The 17062-nt window shown below is 74.0% G+C and carries 13 protein-coding genes; 5 read left to right on the forward strand and 8 right to left on the reverse strand.

Annotated features, from left to right (window positions below; genetic code table 11):
- Positions 1 to 264 precede the first annotated feature (264 nt).
- From BMW27_RS01335 to BMW27_RS01350, 4 genes are all read right to left on the reverse strand, one after another.
- Entirely contained in the window at positions 265 to 474 is a 210-nt protein-coding gene (locus tag BMW27_RS01335) for a ubiquitin-like protein Pup (RefSeq protein ID WP_012948748.1), read from the reverse strand.
- A gap of 85 nt (positions 475 to 559) precedes the next feature.
- A complete protein-coding gene (gene dop / locus BMW27_RS01340; RefSeq protein WP_091437951.1) occupies positions 560 to 2065 on the reverse strand; it encodes a depupylase/deamidase Dop in 1506 nt (501 codons plus the stop codon).
- Between the two features lie 302 nt (positions 2066 to 2367).
- Complete coding sequence (gene arc, locus BMW27_RS01345; protein WP_245743245.1) at positions 2368 to 4092, reverse strand: proteasome ATPase; 1725 nt, start codon at positions 4090 to 4092, stop codon at positions 2368 to 2370.
- 249 nt (positions 4093 to 4341) lie between these two features.
- Complete coding sequence (locus BMW27_RS01350; RefSeq protein ID WP_091437958.1) at positions 4342 to 5229, reverse strand: tRNA (adenine-N1)-methyltransferase; 888 nt, start codon at positions 5227 to 5229, stop codon at positions 4342 to 4344.
- A gap of 81 nt (positions 5230 to 5310) precedes the next feature.
- Here BMW27_RS01350 and BMW27_RS01355 point away from each other — a divergent pair, with 81 nt between their 5' ends.
- Genes BMW27_RS01355 through BMW27_RS01365 form a run of 3 tightly spaced genes read left to right on the forward strand, consistent with a single transcriptional unit; the run spans position 5311 to position 7967 of the window.
- A complete protein-coding gene (locus tag BMW27_RS01355; RefSeq protein ID WP_091439700.1) occupies positions 5311 to 6255 on the forward strand; it encodes a RecB family exonuclease in 945 nt (314 codons plus the stop codon).
- A 58-nt stretch (positions 6256 to 6313) separates the two neighbouring features.
- The gene (locus tag BMW27_RS01360; RefSeq protein WP_175486269.1) at positions 6314 to 6742 is read left to right on the forward strand and encodes a GNAT family N-acetyltransferase; all 429 of its coding nucleotides are present in this window, start codon (positions 6314 to 6316) and stop codon (positions 6740 to 6742) included.
- A gap of 40 nt (positions 6743 to 6782) precedes the next feature.
- Positions 6783 to 7967, forward strand: a complete 1185-nt coding sequence (locus tag BMW27_RS01365; protein ID WP_091437965.1) for an amidohydrolase family protein — start codon at positions 6783 to 6785, stop codon at positions 7965 to 7967.
- On the opposite strand, the gene BMW27_RS01370 is transcribed toward BMW27_RS01365, so the two are convergent.
- Both BMW27_RS01370 and metH read right to left on the reverse strand, forming a co-directional pair.
- Positions 7964 to 8695: an HAD family hydrolase gene (locus tag BMW27_RS01370; RefSeq protein WP_091437969.1), complete on the reverse strand. Its 732-nt coding sequence runs from the start codon at positions 8693 to 8695 to the stop codon at positions 7964 to 7966. The two genes, BMW27_RS01365 and BMW27_RS01370, sit on opposite strands and share 4 nt — an antisense overlap.
- A gap of 148 nt (positions 8696 to 8843) precedes the next feature.
- Complete coding sequence (metH, locus tag BMW27_RS01375) at positions 8844 to 12653, reverse strand: methionine synthase (protein WP_091437972.1); 3810 nt, start codon at positions 12651 to 12653, stop codon at positions 8844 to 8846.
- A gap of 114 nt (positions 12654 to 12767) precedes the next feature.
- On the opposite strand from metH, the gene BMW27_RS01380 reads away from it, so the two are divergent.
- Entirely contained in the window at positions 12768 to 13631 is an 864-nt protein-coding gene (locus BMW27_RS01380) for a PAC2 family protein (RefSeq protein WP_091437975.1), read from the forward strand.
- A gap of 245 nt (positions 13632 to 13876) precedes the next feature.
- Here the strand turns inward: BMW27_RS01380 and BMW27_RS01385 are convergent, their stop codons facing one another.
- Positions 13877 to 14905, reverse strand: a complete 1029-nt coding sequence (locus BMW27_RS01385) for an HD domain-containing protein (RefSeq protein WP_091437978.1) — start codon at positions 14903 to 14905, stop codon at positions 13877 to 13879.
- Positions 14905 to 16173 (reverse strand): cysteine--1-D-myo-inosityl 2-amino-2-deoxy-alpha-D-glucopyranoside ligase, encoded by a 1269-nt coding sequence (gene mshC, locus BMW27_RS01390; protein ID WP_091437981.1) that lies wholly within the window; start codon positions 16171 to 16173, stop codon positions 14905 to 14907. Before mshC ends, BMW27_RS01385 begins: the two co-directional genes overlap by 1 nt.
- Positions 16174 to 16325: 152 nt before the next feature.
- Here mshC and BMW27_RS01395 point away from each other — a divergent pair, with 152 nt between their 5' ends.
- On the forward strand, positions 16326 to 17042 hold the full coding sequence (locus tag BMW27_RS01395; protein WP_091437984.1) for a maleylpyruvate isomerase family mycothiol-dependent enzyme: 717 nt from the start codon (positions 16326 to 16328) through the stop codon (positions 17040 to 17042).
- The last annotated feature ends 20 nt before the right edge of the window (positions 17043 to 17062 follow it).

Genomic DNA, 17062 nt, shown 5'->3' on the forward strand with positions numbered 1-17062 from the left:
CGACGCGACCCCTGACGTGGACGCAGCTTCACGGAGTCGCGATCAGGGCACCACTGGTGCCCGTCAGGGACGGTCAGCCCAGGCGGGTATCGCCGCTTCGGCCCATCAGTCCGCCGGTCCCGGCTCGTTCGGTGTCGCAGACGTGCGTGCTCACGACAGCAGAAGGCATGACCGTCACGCGAGTTGCGATTGCGGAGTGATCTGCGAGATGGGTTTCCCGCGATCGCGACAGATCTCGCTCTCCACGAACCGAGATGATCTCGGTCACTGACCCCCCTTCTGCACGTACGAGCGCACGAACTCCTCCGAGTTCTCCTCGAGGACCTCGTCGATCTCGTCGAGGATGGAGTCGAGGTCCTCGGAGACCTCCTTGTGCCGCTCGGCGACCTCGGTGTCGACTGACGCCTCGACCTCCTCGGTCTCCTCCCGGCTGCGCGTCGAGCGCTGCTGACCGCCGCTGTCCCTCGTGGCCATGGGTCCCTCCAGGTGCAGGTGGTGGCTGGTGCCTGGTGCTGAAGTTACCCGCGGGGTGCGACGAACGGAGGTCGACCGACCGGGGTCAGCCGCCGGTGATGGTGTCGACCAGCTCCTGCGCCGAGGACGTCGACTCGAACAGCGCGCCGACGTGGTCGCGGGTGCCCCGCAGCGGCTCCATGGTCGGGATGCGGACCAGGTTCTCCCGCCCGAGGTCGAAGACGACCGAGTCCCACGACGCCGCGGCCACCTGGGCCGGGTAGCGGCGCAGGCACTCCCCGCGGAAGAAGGCCCGGGTGTCCGACGGCGGGTGCACCATCGCGTGCGTCACCTCGTCGTCGGTCAGCATCCGCTGCATCGACCCGCGCGACACCAGCCGGTGGTACAGCCCCTTCTCCGGCCGCACGTCGGAGTACTGCAGGTCCACCAGGTGCAGTCGCGAGTCGCCCCACGCGAGGCCGTCACGGGAGCGGTAGCCCTCCAGCAGCCGCAGCTTCGCCGGCCAGTCCAGCCGGTCGGCGCAGCGCATCGGGTCGACGGCCAGGTCCTCGAGCACCTCGGCCCACCGGCGCAGCACGTCGGCGGACTGCCCGTCGTCCTCCCCGTGCCGGTCGACGTGCCGCTGCGCCATCTCCAGGTAGGAGTGCTGCACCTCCAGCGCCGTCATCCGGCGCCCGTCGCGCAGCCGCACCCGGTGGGTCAGCGAGGGGTCGTGGCTGATCGCCTGCAGCTCCGCGACCGGCTCCTCGAGGGAGAGGTCCCGGGTCAGGGTGCGCGCCTCGATCATGTCCAGCACCAGCGCCGTCGTCCCCACCTTCAGGTAGGTGGACAGCTCGGCGAGGTTGGCGTCACCGATGATCACGTGCAGCCGGCGGTACTTGTCGGCGTCGGCGTGCGGCTCGTCGCGGGTGTTGATGATCGGCCGCTTGAGCGTCGTCTCCAGGCCCACCTCGACCTCGAAGAAGTCCGCGCGCTGGGAGAGCTGGAAGCCCTGCGTGCGGCTCTCGGTGCCGATGCCCACGCGCCCCGAGCCGGCCACCACCTGGCGGGTCACGAAGAACGGGATGAGCCCGCGGATGATGTCGAGGAACGGCGTCCGCCGGTCCATCAGGTAGTTCTCGTGCGCGCCGTAGGACGCGCCCTTGCCGTCGGTGTTGTTCTTGTACAGCTGGATCGGCTGGGTGCCCGGGACGCGCGCGGCCCGCCGGGCCGCCTCGGCCATCACCTGCTCCCCCGCCTTGTCCCACAGGACGACGTCGCGCGGGTTGGTGACCTCCGGCGTCGAGTACTCCGGGTGCGCGTGGTCGACGTAGAGGCGGGCTCCGTTGGTGAGGATGACGTTGGCCATCCCCGAGTCCTCCTCCAGGTCGTTGTGGTCCAGCGCCTGGGCCGGGGACAGGTCGAAGCCGCGGGCGTCGCGCAGCGGCGACTCCTCCTCGAAGTCCCAGCGCGGCCGGCGCGGCGTCGGCGCCTCGGCCACCGCCCAGGCGTTCACCACCTGGCTTGACAGCGTCGTCGGGTTCGCCGTCGGCTGCCCGGGCACCGAGATGCCGTACTCGATCTCGGTGCCCATGACCCGCCGCACGCTCATGCCGCCACCCTAGGCGTCCGGGACGACGCCGTCCGTGGACGGGCGGACAGCCGCCACCGCGGCCCCACCGGCGGCCGGATCGGCGACCTCGCGCGGGCTGCGGAGGGTGCGGGATCGCCGATCTCGCCGGGACCGGCGCGCCCCGGCCACCCCGGGACGGCGGACGGCCCGGCCCCCGCGGTGCGGGAGCCGGGCCGTCGTCTGGGCTCGTCCGGGGTCGCGGCCGCCTGGGGGCCCGCCGCCGGCCCCGTCCCGGGTCCCGCCCTGAGCCTGCGAAGGGTGGGGAGGACGGGGTCCTTCTGCTACAGGTACTGGCCGGTGTTGGTCGCGGTGTCGATCGCCCGACCGCTCTCGGCGCCCTTGCCGCTGATGAGCGTGCGGATGTAGACGATCCGCTCACCCTTCTTGCCCGAGATCCGCGCCCAGTCGTCGGGGTTGGTGGTGTTGGGCAGGTCCTCGTTCTCCTTGAACTCGTCGACGCAGGCCTGCATGAGGTGGCCGACCCGCAGGCCGCCGGCGCCTGTCTCCAGCCGCTCCTTGATCGCCATCTTCTTGCCGCGGTCGACGATGTTCTGCAGCATCGCCCCGGAGTTGAAGTCCTTGAAGTACAGGACCTCCTTGTCACCGTTGGCGTAGGTCACCTCGAGGAAGCGGTTCTCCTCGCTCTCGGTGTACATCCGCTCGACGGTGCGCTGGATCATCCCGGCGATCGTGGCCTCGCGGCTGCCGCCGTGCTCGGCGAGGTCGTCGGGGTGCAGCGGCAGGGACGTCGTCAGGTACTTGCTGAAGATGTCGCGCGCGGCCTCGGCGTCCGGGCGCTCGATCTTGATCTTCACGTCCAGCCGGCCCGGTCGCAGGATCGCCGGGTCGATCATGTCCTCGCGGTTGGACGCGCCGATGACGATGACGTTCTCCAGCCCCTCCACGCCGTCGATCTCGCTGAGCAGCTGCGGGACGATCGTGCTCTCCACGTCGGAGGAGACGCCCGACCCGCGGGTGCGGAAGATCGAGTCCATCTCGTCGAAGAAGACGATCACCGGCGTCCCCTCGCCGGCCTTCTCGCGGGCCCGCTGGAACACCAGCCGGATGTGCCGCTCGGTCTCCCCGACGTACTTGTTGAGCAGCTCGGGGCCCTTGATGTTGAGGAAGTAGGACCTCGCCTGCCCCTCCCCCTTCACCGCGGCGACCTTCTTGGCCAGCGAGTTCGCCACCGCCTTGGCGATCAGCGTCTTGCCGCAGCCGGGCGGGCCGTAGAGCAGGATGCCCTTGGGCGGGCGCAGCTCGAACTCGCGGAACAGGTCGGCGTGCAGGAACGGCAGCTCGACCGCGTCGCGGATCTGCTCGATCTGCCGGGACAGGCCGCCGATGTCGCCGTAGTCGATGTCGGGGACCTCCTCGAGCACCAGCTCCTCGACCTCGCTCTTGGGGATCCGCTCGTAGACGTAGCCCGAGCGGGTCTCCAGCAGCAGCGAGTCGCCGCTGCGCAGCGGCTGGTCGGTGAGGGAGTCGGCGAGGTGGACGACGCGCTCCTCGTCGGTGTGCCCGATGACCAGCGCGCGCGGCGCCTCGCCCTCGACCGGCTCCAGCAGCTCCTTGAGCATGACGACGTCGCCGGCGCGCTCGAAGCCGCACGCCTCGACGACGTTCATCGCCTCGTTGAGCATGACCTCCTGGCCGTGCTGGAGGACGTCGACCTCCACGGCCGGGGAGACCGAGACGCGCAACTTGCGGCCGCCGGTGAAGACGTCGACCGTGCCGTCGTCGTGACGGGTGAGGAAGACGCCGTAGCCCGACGGCGGCTGGCCGAGCCGGTCGACCTCCTCCTTGAGCGTGACCAGCTGGTCGCGGGCGTCCCGCAGCGTGCCGGCGAGCTTGTCGTTGCGCTCGGACAGGAAGGCCGCGCGGCCCTCGGCCTCCGCCACCCGCTCCTCGAGCAGCCGCAGCTGGCGGGGGCTCTCCGCCACCTTGCGGCGCAGCAGGCCGATCTCCTCCTCCAGGTAGGAGATCTGGCTGAGCAGCGCCGTCACGTCACGCTCCCGCCGCGCCCTGAACTCGTCGGGACCATTGCCAAGACCGGGGCCCATCGCGCACCTCCGACAGATCGGGAGAGCCAGGACGCAAATCTATACACGCCCGGCGACAGCGTGCCCGGGGCTCGCGGTAGCGGCCCCGGTACGGGGTCCCGCGCCGAGCGTGCGAGGCGTGGGGGCACCGTGGCCTCGCTGCAGGGTCCCGCCGCGAGCGTGCGAGCGGTGGGGGGCAGCGGGGTCCTTCTACTACTTCTGGGCCCGGCGCTGGCGCAGCGGGGCCACGACGCCCTCGGCCAGCCGCCGCGCGGTCACCAGGAAGGCGGTGTGGGCGACCATCCGGTGCTCCGGGCGGACGGCGAGACCGACCGCGTGCCACGGCCGCAGCAGCGACTCCCAGGCGTGCGGCTCGGTCCACACGCCCTGGGCCCGCAGCGCCTCGACGTAGGTGGACAGCTGGGTCGTGGTGGCGACGTAGCCGACCAGCACGCCGCCGGGGCGCAGCGCGGCGGCCACGGTGGGCAGCACCGCCCACGGCTCCAGCATGTCCAGCACGACCCGGTCCACGACCTCCTCGGCCGGGTGCTGGTCCAGGTCGCCCAGCCGCAGCGACCAGGTCGCCGGCACCTCGCCGAAGAAGGCGCCCACGTTGGCGCGGGCGACGTCGGCGAAGTCCTCCCGGCGCTCGTAGCTGGTGACGCTGCCGTGCTCGCCCACCGCGCGCAGCAGGGAGCAGCTCAGCGCCCCGGACCCGGCGCCGGCCTCGAGCACCCGCATGCCGGGGCCGACGTCGCCGAAGCCGACGATCTGGGCGGCGTCCTTCGGGTAGATGACCTGCGCGCCCCGGGGCATGGAGAGCACGAAGTCGGCCAGCAGCGGCCGGAACGCCAGGTAGCCGGTGTTCGCCGTCGAGTGCACGACGGAGCCCTCGGGGGCGCCGATGAGGTCGTCGTGCGCGATCGCGCCCCGGTGGGTGTGGAACTGCTTGCCGGGCTCGAGGACGACGGTGTGCAGCCGGCCCTTGGGGTCGGTGAGCTGCACCCGGTCGCCGGCGACGAAGGCCCCCGCGACCGGCTCCCCGCGCCGGGCCTCGAGCGTGTCGTCGGTCGTCTCGGCGGTGTGCTGCTGCGCGTCCACGGGCGGCCAGCCTACGGCGGTGCGCGCAGCGCCCGGCGCGCGCGCTCGGTTCTGTCGGCACCCCGGCCTAGCCTCGGGGGCATGACGGCGATGGTCACCGGGCAGCCCGCCGACGCGGCTGCCGCTTCCCCGGACTCGCCCGTCGACCCGACGGCGACCCCCCGCCGCCCCTCGCTCTCCCCGAGCCGGGCGGCCGACTTCAAGACCTGTCCTCTGCTGTACCGGTTCCGCACCATCGACCGGCTGCCCGAGCGCAAGAGCCTGGCCGCGGTCCGCGGCACGCTGGTGCACTCGGTGCTCGAGCGCCTCTACGACCTGCCCGCCCGGCGGCGCACGGCCGAGGCCGCCCGCGAGCTGGTCGCCCCGGCGTGGGAGGAGCTGCGGACCGACCCGGAGGTCGCCGCCCTGTTCGCCGAGGGCGGCACGGCCGACGACGCCGCGGCCGAGCAGCCGCCGTCGCTGGAGGCGTGGCTGGCATCGGCCGGCGAGCTCGTGGACACCTACTTCTCCCTCGAGGACCCGTCGCGGATCGAGCCGCACGGCCGCGAGGAGCTGGTCGAGGTCACGCTGCCCGACGGGCTGCTGCTGCGCGGCTACGTCGACCGGCTCGACGTCGCCCCCAACGGCGCACTGCGGGTGGTCGACTACAAGACCGGCTCGGTGCCCCGCGAGGCGTTCGAGGGCAAGGCCCTGTTCCAGATGAAGTTCTACGCGCTGGTGCTGTGGCGCACCCGCGGCGTGGTGGCCAGCCAGCTCAAGCTGCTGTACCTCGGCAACGGCGACGCGCTGACCTACGCCCCCGACGAGGCCGAGCTGGTCCGCTTCGAGCGCACGCTGCAGGCCATCTGGGCGGCCATCGAGCGGGCGGTCGCCACCGGGGACTTCCGGCCCAACCGCACCCGGCTGTGCGGCTGGTGCGACCACCAGGCGCTGTGCCCCGCGTTCGGCGGCACGCCTCCGCCCTTCCCCGCCGCGGCCGCGGCCGCCGCGGGGTGGCCGACGCTGCCGGTCGTCGAGCGCGACTGAGGGAGGACCCCTGCCCCACGCCACTCGCGAGCCCGCGGCGGTCGCCGTCCGGGCGGCGGTGCGCGACGACCTGTCCGACGCGGTGCGGCTGTACCGGCAGCTGTACCCGGAGCTCGACCTGCGGGTCGACGGGGCGGTCGCGGCCGCCTGGGCCGCCACGCCGGCCACGCCGGGCCGGACCGTGCTCCTCGCCGAGGTCGGCGGAGTGGTCGTGGGGACCGCCGACCTGACGGTGCTCGCCGACGCGGCCCGCGCCGGCCGGCCGTACCTGCTGGTCGAGAACGTCGTCGTCGACGCGGGCGTGCGCCGGGCCGGGGTCGGCCGAGCGCTCCTGGCCGCGGCCCGGGCGCACGGCGGGGCCGCCGGCTGCTACGAGCTGCAGCTCTCCGCCGACGACCCGGCGGCGTTCGCCTTCTACGAGGCCGCCGGGCTGGCCGCGGCGGCACGCACCTCCGAGCAGCACCTGGACGACGACGAGCGCTCCTGACCCGCTGGACCGGCCGCACCGGGCCGCGGGAGCATCACCCATGCGCGGCTACCGGGCACCGCGGGCCTTCGACGGTGAGCGCTTCCTCGCCGGCGGGGCGCTGGTGCTGGTGGAGGGCCCCACCATCGTGGGCGTCGAGCCCGGCACCGCGCCGGCTCCGGGGGGCTGCCCGGTCACCGACCTCCCCGAGGGCACGCTGCTGCCCGGGCTGGTCGACACCCACGTCCACCTCTGCGCGGACGCCGGCCCGCGCGCGCTGGACCAGGTCCCCGAGCTGGACCCCGCCGAGCTCGACGCCGTCGTCACCGCCGCGGAGCGGGCCTCCCTGCGCGCGGGCGTCACTGCCGTCCGCGACCTCGGCGACCACCGGTGGACCGTCCTGCAGCGCGCCCGGCGCGACGGGGAGCGGCCGACCGTCGTCGCGGCCGGGCCGCCGATCACCTCACCCGGTGGGCACTGCTGGTCGATGGGCGGCGAGACGTCGGGGGTGGACGCGCTGCGCCGCGCGGTGCGCGAGCGGGCGGAGCGGGGCGCGGGCGTCGTCAAGGTGATGGCCAGCGGCGGCGTGCTCACCCCGGGCACCGACCTCACCGCGTGCCAGTTCACGCTCCGGGAGCTGCGCGCCGTGGTCGAGGAGGCCCACCGGCTCGGCCTGCCGGTGACCGCGCACGCGCACGGCCTGGCCGCGGTCGAGCGCGGCGTCGCGGCCGGCGTCGACGGCATCGAGCACTGCAGCTGCCTGACCGGCTCCGGCGTCCACCTGCCCGCCGGGCTGGGCGCCGCGCTGGCCGCCGCCCGCATCGACGTCTGCCCGACGGTGGGGTTCCTGCCGGGCGTGGACCCGCCGCCGCACGTGCAGGCCCGCATGGCCGCGGTGGGCGCGACGATCGAGGACCACCTGCCGCACGTGGCGGCCCTGCACCGGGCGGGCGTGACGCTGCTCGCCGGCACCGACGCGGGGATCGGCCCGGCCAAGCTGCACGGGGGTGTGGCCCACGCGGTGGCCGACCTGGCCGGCCCCTGCGGCGTCCCGCTCGCCGACGCGCTGACCGCGGCGACCTCCCGGGCGGCCCGTGCCTGCGGGCTCGGGGGGCGCACGGGTCGGCTGGCGGCCGGCTACGACGCCGACCTGCTCGGGGCGGAAGGCGACGTCACGACCGACGTGACCGCCCTGCAGCGGCCCCGCGTCGTCGTCGCCCGCGGCCGGGAGGTGGCGCTGGCCTAGGCCCCGGCGTGCACCGCGTCGCGGGCGGCCAGCACCTCGGCGAGGTCGGCCACCCGGACCCCGGCCAGGGTGTCGCGCAGGACGAGCCCCGGCAGGGCGGGCAGCGGCTGCAGGGAGGGCACGCCGAGCACCGCGGCGCCGGCGGCGAGTCCGGCCGTCGCCCCGGACACCGAGTCCTCGACCACCACGCAGCCGTCGGCGTCCACTGCCAGCGCGGCCATCGCCTGGTGGTAGGGCGCCGGGTCGGGCTTGCGGGCGGGCACCTCGTCGCCGCAGACGGTGACGTCGAAGGCCGGCAGCCCGTCGAGGTCGCGGTCGACCTTCGCGAGCACCACGTCGGCGAGCCGCCGCGGCGTGGTGGTCACCAGCGCCGTCGGCAGCGCAGCGGCGCGGGCCTCGGTGAGCAGCTCCCGGGCACCGGGCCGCCAGGTCAGCGGGCCGGTCAGCAGCTCGGCGACGGTGTCCTCGATCCAGCGGGCGTCGGCGCGCGCCTCCGCCTCGCTGCGGGTCGCTCCGATGTCGGCGTACAGGATGCCCAGCGCCGTGGCCATGCTCGTGCCGACGGTCCGCTCCCGCGCCTGCGCAGACATCTCCCCGCCGAGCCGGCGGGCGAGGGCGAACATCGCGGCGCCCCAGTGCTGCTCGGTCTCCACGAGCGTGCCGTCCATGTCGAACAGCAGCGCCTGCAGCCCCTCGCCGCTCGGTCCGCTGGTCCCCGGGATGCCCATTGCACCCACGGTACGGCGCGGCGGCGGGCCGGGCCGGTCCCCGGGCGGGGTCCCGACGTGACGGTCACCGCACCCGGCGACACGCTGGAACGGCCTCCCTGCAGGGTCCCACCGCGAGCCTGCGAGTGGTGGGGGGAGGGAGGTCCTCCTACTCGTCGTCGGTGCGGTACCCCAGATTCGGTGACAGCCAGCGCTCGGCCTCGGCGAGCGTCCAGCCCTTGCGGCGCGCGTAGTCCTCGACCTGGTCGCGGCCGAGCCGGCCCAGCACGAAGTAGCGCGACTGCGGGTGGGCGAAGTAGAGGCCGCTGACCGCGGCGCCGGGCCACATGGCCATGCTCTCGGTGAGCGTGATGCCGGTGGTGGCCTCGACGTCGAGCAGCTCCCAGATGGTGCGCTTCTCGGTGTGCTCCGGGCAGGCCGGGTAGCCCGGTGCCGGGCGGATGCCGCGGTACCGCTCGGCGATCAGCGCGTCGTTGTCGAGGTGCTCGTCGGCGGCGTAGCCCCAGAACTCCCGTCGCACCCGTTCGTGCAGCCGCTCGGCGAAGGCCTCGGCGAGCCGGTCGGCCAGCGCCTCGAGCATGATCGCGCTGTAGTCGTCGTTGGCCGCCTTGAACGCCGCGACCCGCTCGGCCGAGCCCACGCCGGCGGTGACGGCGAACGCGCCGACGTAGTCGCGCAGCCCGGTCTCCTTCGGGGCGACGAAGTCGGCCAGCGACGTGCGGGGCGAGCCGTCCCGGCCCTGGGTCTGCTGGCGCAGCTGGTGCAGCGTCGTCCGGACGGCGCTGCGCGACTCGTCGGTGTAGACCTCGATGTCCTCGCCGTCCACCCGGTTGGCCGGGAACAGGCCGAACACGCCCCGGGCCCGCAGCCAGCGCTCGGCGACGATGCGGTCGAGCATCTCCTGGGCGTCCTCGTACAGCCGCCGCGCGGCCTCGCCGGTCGCCGGGTTGTGCAGGATGTCGGGGAACCGGCCGCGCATCTCCCAGGCGTTGAAGAACGGCTGCCAGTCGACGTACCGGCGCAGCTCCTCGAGCGGGTAGTCGTCGAACACCCTGGTGAACTGCTGAGCCCGCCCGTGCCGGTGGTCGCAGTCCGCCCCCGAGCAGACGTCCCTGGCCTGCTGCAGCAGCATCCGCGGCCGCGGCGGGGCGTAGGACGACCAGTCGACCGGCGGCGCGGCGGCGCGCGCGGCCTCCAGCGGCAGCAGCGCGCGGGTGTCCTGGCGGGCGGCGTGCCGCTCGCGCAGGCCGGCGTACTCGGTCTCGACGTCGGCCAGCAGCCTGGGCCGCTGGTCGTTGGACAGCAGCGCGGCCACGACCGGCACCGACCGGGAGGCGTCCTTCACCCAGATGACCGGCCCGTGGTAGCGCGGGGCCACCTTGACGGCGGTGTGCGCGCGCGAGGTCGTCGCCCCGCCGATGAGCAGCGGGATGGCGAAGCCCTGCCGCTCCATCTCCGCGGCCAGGTTGCTCATCTCGTCCAGCGACGGGGTGATCAGCCCGGACAGGCCGATGACGTCGGCACCCTCCTGCTTGGCGGTGTCGAGCACCTTCTGGGCCGGCACCATGACGCCGAGGTCCACGACGTCGTAGTTGTTGCACTGCAGGACGACGCCGACGATGTTCTTGCCGATGTCGTGGACGTCGCCCTTCACGGTGGCCATGACGACCTTGCCGTTGCTGCGCTCGGCGTCCCCGGGCTGCTTCTCGGCCTCGATGAAGGGCACCAGGTAGGCGACGGCCTTCTTCATCACGCGGGCGGACTTGACCACCTGCGGCAGGAACATCTTGCCGGCGCCGAACAGGTCGCCGACGACGTGCATCCCGCCCATCAGCGGGCCCTCGATCACCTCGATCGGCCGGCCGCCGCGCGCGGCGATCTGCGCCCGCAGCTCCTCGGTGTCGGCCTCGACGAACCCGTCGATGCCCTTCACCAGGGCGTGCGCGATGCGCTCCTCGACCGGCAGGGAGCGCCACTCCTCGGAGGCGACCTCCTTCTGGGCGCCGTCCCCGGCGTACTCGGAGGCGATCTCCAGCAGCCGCTCGGTGGCGTCGGGGCGGCGGGCCAGGAGCACGTCCTCGATCCGCTCGCGCAGCCGCTCGGGCACCTCGTCGTAGACCTCGAGGGCCCCGGCGTTGACGATGCCCATGTCCATGCCGGCGGCGACGGCGTGGAACAGGAACACCGCGTGGATGGCCTCCCGCACGCGGTTGTTGCCGCGGAAGGAGAACGACACGTTCGACACACCGCCGCTGACCAGCGCGCCGGGGAGTGCCTGCTTGATCCAGCGGGTGGCCTCGATGAAGTCCAGCCCGTACCGGGCGTGCTCCTCGATGCCGGTGGCGACGGCGAAGACGTTCGGGTCGAAGATGACGTCCTCGGCCGGGAAGCCGACCCGCTCGACGAGGATGTCGTACGCCCGGCGGCAGATCTCCTGCCGGCGCTGCAGGGAATCGGCCTGGCCCTGCTCGTCGAAGGCCATGACGACGACGGCGGCGCCGTGCTTGCGGCACAGCCGCGCCTGCTGGACGAACTCCTCCTCCCCTGCCTTGAGGGAGATGGAGTTGACGATCGACTTGCCCTGCACGCACTTGAGGCCGGCCTCGATGACCTCCCACTTGGAGGAGTCGACCATCACCGGGACGCGGCAGATGTCGGGCTCGGCGGCGACCAGCTTGAGGAAGCGGTCCATCGCCTCGACGCCGTCGATCATCCCCTCGTCCATGTTGACGTCGATGACCTGCGCGCCGGCCTCGACCTGCTGGCGGGCGACGGCCAGCGCCGTCGGGTAGTCACCGGCGCGGATCAGGTTGCGGAAGCGGGCCGAGCCGGTGATGTTCGTCCGCTCGCCGACGTTGACGAACAGCGAGTCCTCGTCGACGACGAGCGGCTCCAGGCCCGACAGGCGCAGCGCCGGCCGCACCTGCGGCGGCGTCCGCGGCGCCCGGCCCTCGACCGTCGCGGCGATCGCGGCGATGTGCGCCGGCGTCGTCCCGCAGCAGCCGCCGACCGTGTTGACGAAGCCGGCGTCGGCGAACTCGGCGAGGACGGCGGCGGTCTCCTCCGGCGACTCGTCGTACTCGCCGAACGCGTTGGGCAGGCCGGCGTTCGGATAGCAGGAGACGTAGGTGTCGGCGACCCGGGACAGCTCGGCCAGGTAGGGCCGCATCTCCGCGGCCCCCAGTGCGCAGTTGAGGCCGACCAGCAGCGGGCGCACGTGCCGGATCGAGTGCCAGAAGGCCTCGGTCACCTGGCCCGACAGGGTCCGCCCGGAAGCGTCGGTGATCGTGCCGGACACCATCACCGGCCAGCGCCGCTCGCGCTGCTCAAACAGCGTCTCGAGCGCGTAGATGGCGGCCTTGGCGTTAAGCGTGTCGAAGACGGTCTCGACCAGCAGGACGTCGACCCCGCCGTCGACCAGGCCGTCGGCCTGCTCCAGGTATGCCTCGACCAGTTCGTCGAAGGTGACGTTGCGGGCGCCGGGGTCGTTGACGTCCGGGGAGATGGACGCCGTCCGGCTGGTCGGGCCGAGCGCGCCGGCGACGTAGCGCGGCCGGTCCGGGGTGCGGGCGGTCACCGCGTCGGCCTCGGCGCGGGCCAGCCGCGCCGAGGCCACGTTGATCTCGTAGGCCAGGTCGGACATGCCGTAGTCGCTCAGCGAGATCGCGGTGGCGTTGAAGGTGTTGGTCTCGATCAGGTCCGCGCCGGCCTCGAGGTACTCGCGGTGGATGCCCGCGACGAGCTCCGGGCGGGTGATGCTCAGCAGGTCGTTGTTGCCCTGCACGTCGGTGGGCCAGTCGGCGAACCGCTCGCCGCGGTAGCCGGCCTCGTCGGGCCGGTCGCGCTGGATCGCCGTCCCCATCGCGCCGTCGAGCACCAGGATCCGCTCCCGCAGCACGGCCGTGAGCTCCGCCGTCGCGTCCGGGCGGAGGTCGGGCGACACGATGCGGGACGGCACCGAGCCAGGGTAGCCGCCGCCGGGGGCCCCGGGTCGCCCGCGCGGGATACGCCGAGGCCGCCGTCCGGGCCGAACACCGCGGCGGAGGGGCCCGACCGACGTAGGCTCGCAGGGGTGATCGACCCGAAGTCCACCCCTGAGGACCTGCCCCGGCTCGACGACCCGGTGGTGGTCGTCGCCTTCGAGGGCTGGAACGACGCCGGGGACGCCGCCACCGGGGCGCTGGAGCACCTGGAGCTCATCTGGGACGCCACGCCGCTGGCCGCGCTGGACCCCGAGGACTACTACGACTTCCAGGTCAACCGGCCGACGGTCTCGCTGATCGGCGGGGTCAGCCGCCGGGTCGAGTGGCCCACCACGCGCATCTCCGTGGCCCGCCCGCCGGGCTCGGAGCGGGACGTCGTCCTGATCCGCGGGATCGAGCCCAACATGCGCTGGCGCACCTTCTGCGAGGAGCTGATCGAGCTGTGCCAGGAGCTCGACGCGCGCACCGTGGTCGGCCTCGGCGCCCTGCTGGCCGACACGCCGCACACCCGCCCGACCCCGGTCTTCGGCTCGGCCTACGACGCGGAGTCGGCCGAGAAGTGGGGTCTGGACACCTCCCGCTACGAGGGGCCCACCGGCATCCTCGGGGTCTTCCAGGACGCCTGCGTGCAGGCCGGGCTGCCGGCGATCAGCTTCTGGGCCTCCGTTCCGCACTACGTCTCCCAGCCGCCGTCCCCGCGGGCCACCGTCGCCCTGCTGCGGCGGGTGGAGGAGGTCCTCGAGCTCACGGTGCCGCTGGGCGCGCTGCCGCAGCAGGCCGACGACTGGGTGAAGACCGTCGACGAGATGGCCAACGAGGACGCCGAGGTCGTCGAGTACGTGCGTTCGCTCGAGGAGCGCGCCACCGAGAGCGACCTGTCCGAGGCCAACGGCGACCAGATCGCCCGCGAGTTCGAGAGGTACCTGCGCCGCCGGGGCTCCTCCCCCAACTGACACCCCGCTCGGCCGTCGCTCGTGGGGCACTGGCCCGGGATGGCAGTAGTTGGGGATAACGGTAGTGCGGGCAGCCTGGCTCGGGTTCCTCGCTCCGCCGGTGGCGCAGCCCCGGTAGGGCGTGGGGAACGCCGCCAGTGCCGGCGTGACGGGTGCACCCGGGGGCGCCGCGAGGAACGACGCAGCGGCTCGGCCCGACAGGGGACGGCGCCCGGCCGCGGTGCGACGCGGAGCGTCGCGACGGCTCAGCGCAGCAGCGGGCGCATGCGAGCGGTCGCGTCGGCGTCGAAGAGGCGGTCGTGCGTCGACAGCGCGTACCGGTCGGTCATCCCCGACACGTAGTCCACGACCTGGGTGACCGGGTCGGCCGAGGTGTCGCGGTAGGTCGCCGGGATGAGCCCGGGGTGGGCCAGGTGGTGGTCGACCAGCCGGCGGGTCACGTCGATGGCCAGCTGCTTCTGCCCCGCGGCGGTCTCCGAGGCGTAGACCCGCTGGAACATGAACGCCCGCAGCTCGTGCATGGCCTCCAGCGGCCCGGGCGCCATGACCACCACTCCCCCGTCGGCGAGCGACCCCTCGACGACGGCGTCGATCATCGCGCCCACCATCCGGCTGCCCGGGTCGCCAAAGACGGCGCGGGCGCGGGCCGGGAGGTCGCGCACCTGCAGCACCCCGGCGCGGACGGCGTCCAGGGCGTCGTGGGACAGGTAGCCGATTCGGTCGGCGTAGCGCACGCACTCCGCCTCGCGGGTGGTCGGCGGCGGGCTGATCTTCCAGCTGTGCGCCCGGATGCCGTCGCGGACCTCCCAGGTGAGGTTGAGGTGCTCGAGCACCTCGACGATCCGCACCCCCTGCGCGGCGTGGTGCCACCCGCCGGGGACGTAGGGCTCCAGGGCGTCCTCGCCGATGTGGCCGAACGGCGAGTGCCCGAGGTCGTGACCCAGCGCGATGGCCTCGGCGAGGGTCTCGTTGAGGCCGAGCGCCCGGGCCAGCGACCGGGCGACCTGGGTGACCTGCAGCGTGTGGGTCAGCCGGGTGACGAAGTGGTCGCCGTCGGGGTTGAGGAAGACCTGCGTCTTGTGCTTGAGCCGGCGGAAGGCCTTGGCGTGCAGGATCCGGTCGCGGTCCCGCTCGAAGGCGGTGCGCAGGGCGTCCTCGGCCTCGGGGACGGCGCGGCCGCGGATCGCCGTCGACCGCGTGGCCGCCGGCGCGAGGGCCTCCTCCGCGCGCTCCCGGGCCGCCCGGTCGACCAGGCGGAAGGACCCCCGGTCCATCAGCGCTCCTGGAGCGCCACGCCCAGCAGGGCGTCGACGGCGTCGCGCACGACCGCCGGGGCGCCCTCCTCCTGCTCGTCCGCCGTGGCCGCGAGCGTCCGCTCGGCCCACGCGTCGACCAGGGCGATGGCGCCGGGGCTGTCCAGGTCGTCGGCGAGCCGCCCGCGCACGCCCTGCAGCACCTCGGCGGCCGGGGCGCCGGCGTCGCGGGCCACGGCGCGGCGCCAGGTGGCCAGCCGCTGCCCGGCGCCGGCCAGCAGGTCCGGCGTCCAGGCGCGGTCGGTGCGGTAGTGGCCGGCCAGCAGCGCCAGGCGGATGGCCATCGGGTCGACGCCCTCGCCGCGCAGCTTGGAGACGAAGACCAGGTTGCCCCGACTCTTGCTCATCTTCTCCCCGTCCAGGCCGATCATCGCGGCGTGCACGTAGGCCCGGGCGAAGGGCAGCTTCTCCCCCGTCACCGTCGCGGTCAGCGCCTCGGCGTGGACGGCGGAGAACTCGTGGTGCGGGAACACCAGGTCGCTGCCGCCGCCCTGGACGTCGAAGCCCATCCCGATCGTCTCCAGCGCGATCGTGGCGCACTCGATGTGCCAGCCGGGGCGCCCGGCGATGCCCCGCGGGCCCGGCCAGGACGGCTCCCCCGGCCGCCGGCCGCGCCACAGCATCGGGTCCAGCCGGTTGCGCTTGCCGGGACGGTCGGGGTCGCCGCCGCGCTCGGCCGAGAACCGCAGCATGGTGGCCTCGTCGTAGCCGGACTCGCTGCCGAAGCCGGGGGCCTGCGCGATGTCGTGGTAGACGTCGCCGGTGCCGTCGTCGAGCAGGTAGGCCAGCCCCTCGTCCAGGAGCGTCTCGACGTGCGCGACGATCCGCGGTACCGACTCCACCGCGCCGACGTAGTCGTCGGGCGGCAGCACCCGCAGCGCGGTCATGTCCTCCCGGAACAGCGCGGTCTCGCGCATCCCGAGCACGACCCAGTCCTCGCCGTCCCGCTCGGCCCGCTCCAGCAACGGGTCGTCGATGTCGGTGACGTTCTGCACGTAGTGGACGGCGTGACCGGCGTCCCGCCACACCCGGTTGACCAAGTCGAAGGCCAGGTAGGTGGCGGCGTGGCCGAGGTGCGTGGCGTCGTAGGGCGTGATGCCGCAGACGTACATCCGCGCCGTCGTGTCCGGGGCGGTGGGGACCACCTCGCCGCGCGCGGTGTCGTGCAGCGCGAGGACCGGAGCTGAGCCCGGGAGGGTCGGGAGGAGCGGAGCGGGCCAGGCGAGCACGTACGGAGCCTAGTTCGGCCGGCCGACGCGCCCGGCTCGGCCCGGGGCCCCGGCCGCCGCTGCCGGCACCTGCCCGGGACCGGCAGGCCGCGGCGGTCCCGGAGAGCGCACGGGTGCGGCACAGTGGGGCACTGCCGCCGAGGGGGGACGCGATGGAGCTCGACGAGTACCTGCCGGTCCTGCAGAAGGCGAACGCGCGCTTCGCCGACGTCGCCGCTGAGGCGGTGCTCGCCCGCGGCTGGGAGACACCGGTGCCCGGCTGCCCCGGGTGGACGCTGTCCGACCTGGTCTGGCACCTGGCCGAGGTACAGCACTTCTGGACCTGGGTGGTGCGCACCCGCGCGAGCGATCCCGGCGCGTACGCCGAGCCGGTCCGGCACCCGGACGACGAGCTGCTCGGCTTCGGCCTGGCCCAGTCGGCGGAGCTGGAGACGGTGCTGGACGGCGCCGACCCGGCCGAGCGGGTGTGGACCTGGGCGCCCCGGCAGGACGTCGGCTTCGTGCTGCGCCGGCAGGCCATGGAGGCCGTGGTGCACACCGTCGACGCCGAGCAGGTGCTCGGCGACGTCCGCCCGGTCCCGACCGGTGTCGGCCTGGACGGGCTGGACGAGTGGCTGGAGGTGATGGTCCCCGGCGCGCTGCCGGAGGGGCCGCCAGAGGGCGCGCACCCCGTCGTCCTGCACGCCGTGGACGCCGGGGTGGACCGGGTGCTGTTCCCGGGCTCCCGGCCGGTGCCGATCGCCCGGCTCACGGGCACCGCGGGCGACCTGCTGCTCGCTGTCTGGCGGCGGGTGCCGCTGGAGGTGCTCACCGTGGACGGCGACGGGCTGCAGGCCGCCGCGATGATCGACCTGGTCCGGCTGGAGTAGGAGGACCCCGTCCTCCGCAC

The sequence above is a fragment of the Geodermatophilus poikilotrophus genome, from assembly GCF_900111455.1.
GTDB lineage: Bacteria > Actinomycetota > Actinomycetes > Mycobacteriales > Geodermatophilaceae > Geodermatophilus > Geodermatophilus poikilotrophus.

Excerpts from the sequence above, each read along its gene's own strand:
- BMW27_RS01335 (WP_012948748.1), bottom strand. The coding sequence starts at position 474 with ATGGCCACGAGGGACAGCGGCGGTCAGCAGCGCTCGACGCGCAGCCGG.
- dop (WP_091437951.1), bottom strand. The coding sequence starts at position 2,065 with ATGAGCGTGCGGCGGGTCATGGGCACCGAGATCGAGTACGGCATCTCG.
- BMW27_RS01355 (WP_091439700.1), top strand. The coding sequence starts at position 5,311 with ATGACGGCGATGGTCACCGGGCAGCCCGCCGACGCGGCTGCCGCTTCC.
- BMW27_RS01365 (WP_091437965.1), top strand. The coding sequence starts at position 6,783 with ATGCGCGGCTACCGGGCACCGCGGGCCTTCGACGGTGAGCGCTTCCTC.
- BMW27_RS01370 (WP_091437969.1), bottom strand. The coding sequence starts at position 8,695 with ATGGGCATCCCGGGGACCAGCGGACCGAGCGGCGAGGGGCTGCAGGCG.
- BMW27_RS01385 (WP_091437978.1), bottom strand. The coding sequence starts at position 14,905 with ATGGACCGGGGGTCCTTCCGCCTGGTCGACCGGGCGGCCCGGGAGCGC.
- BMW27_RS01395 (WP_091437984.1), top strand. The coding sequence starts at position 16,326 with ATGGAGCTCGACGAGTACCTGCCGGTCCTGCAGAAGGCGAACGCGCGC.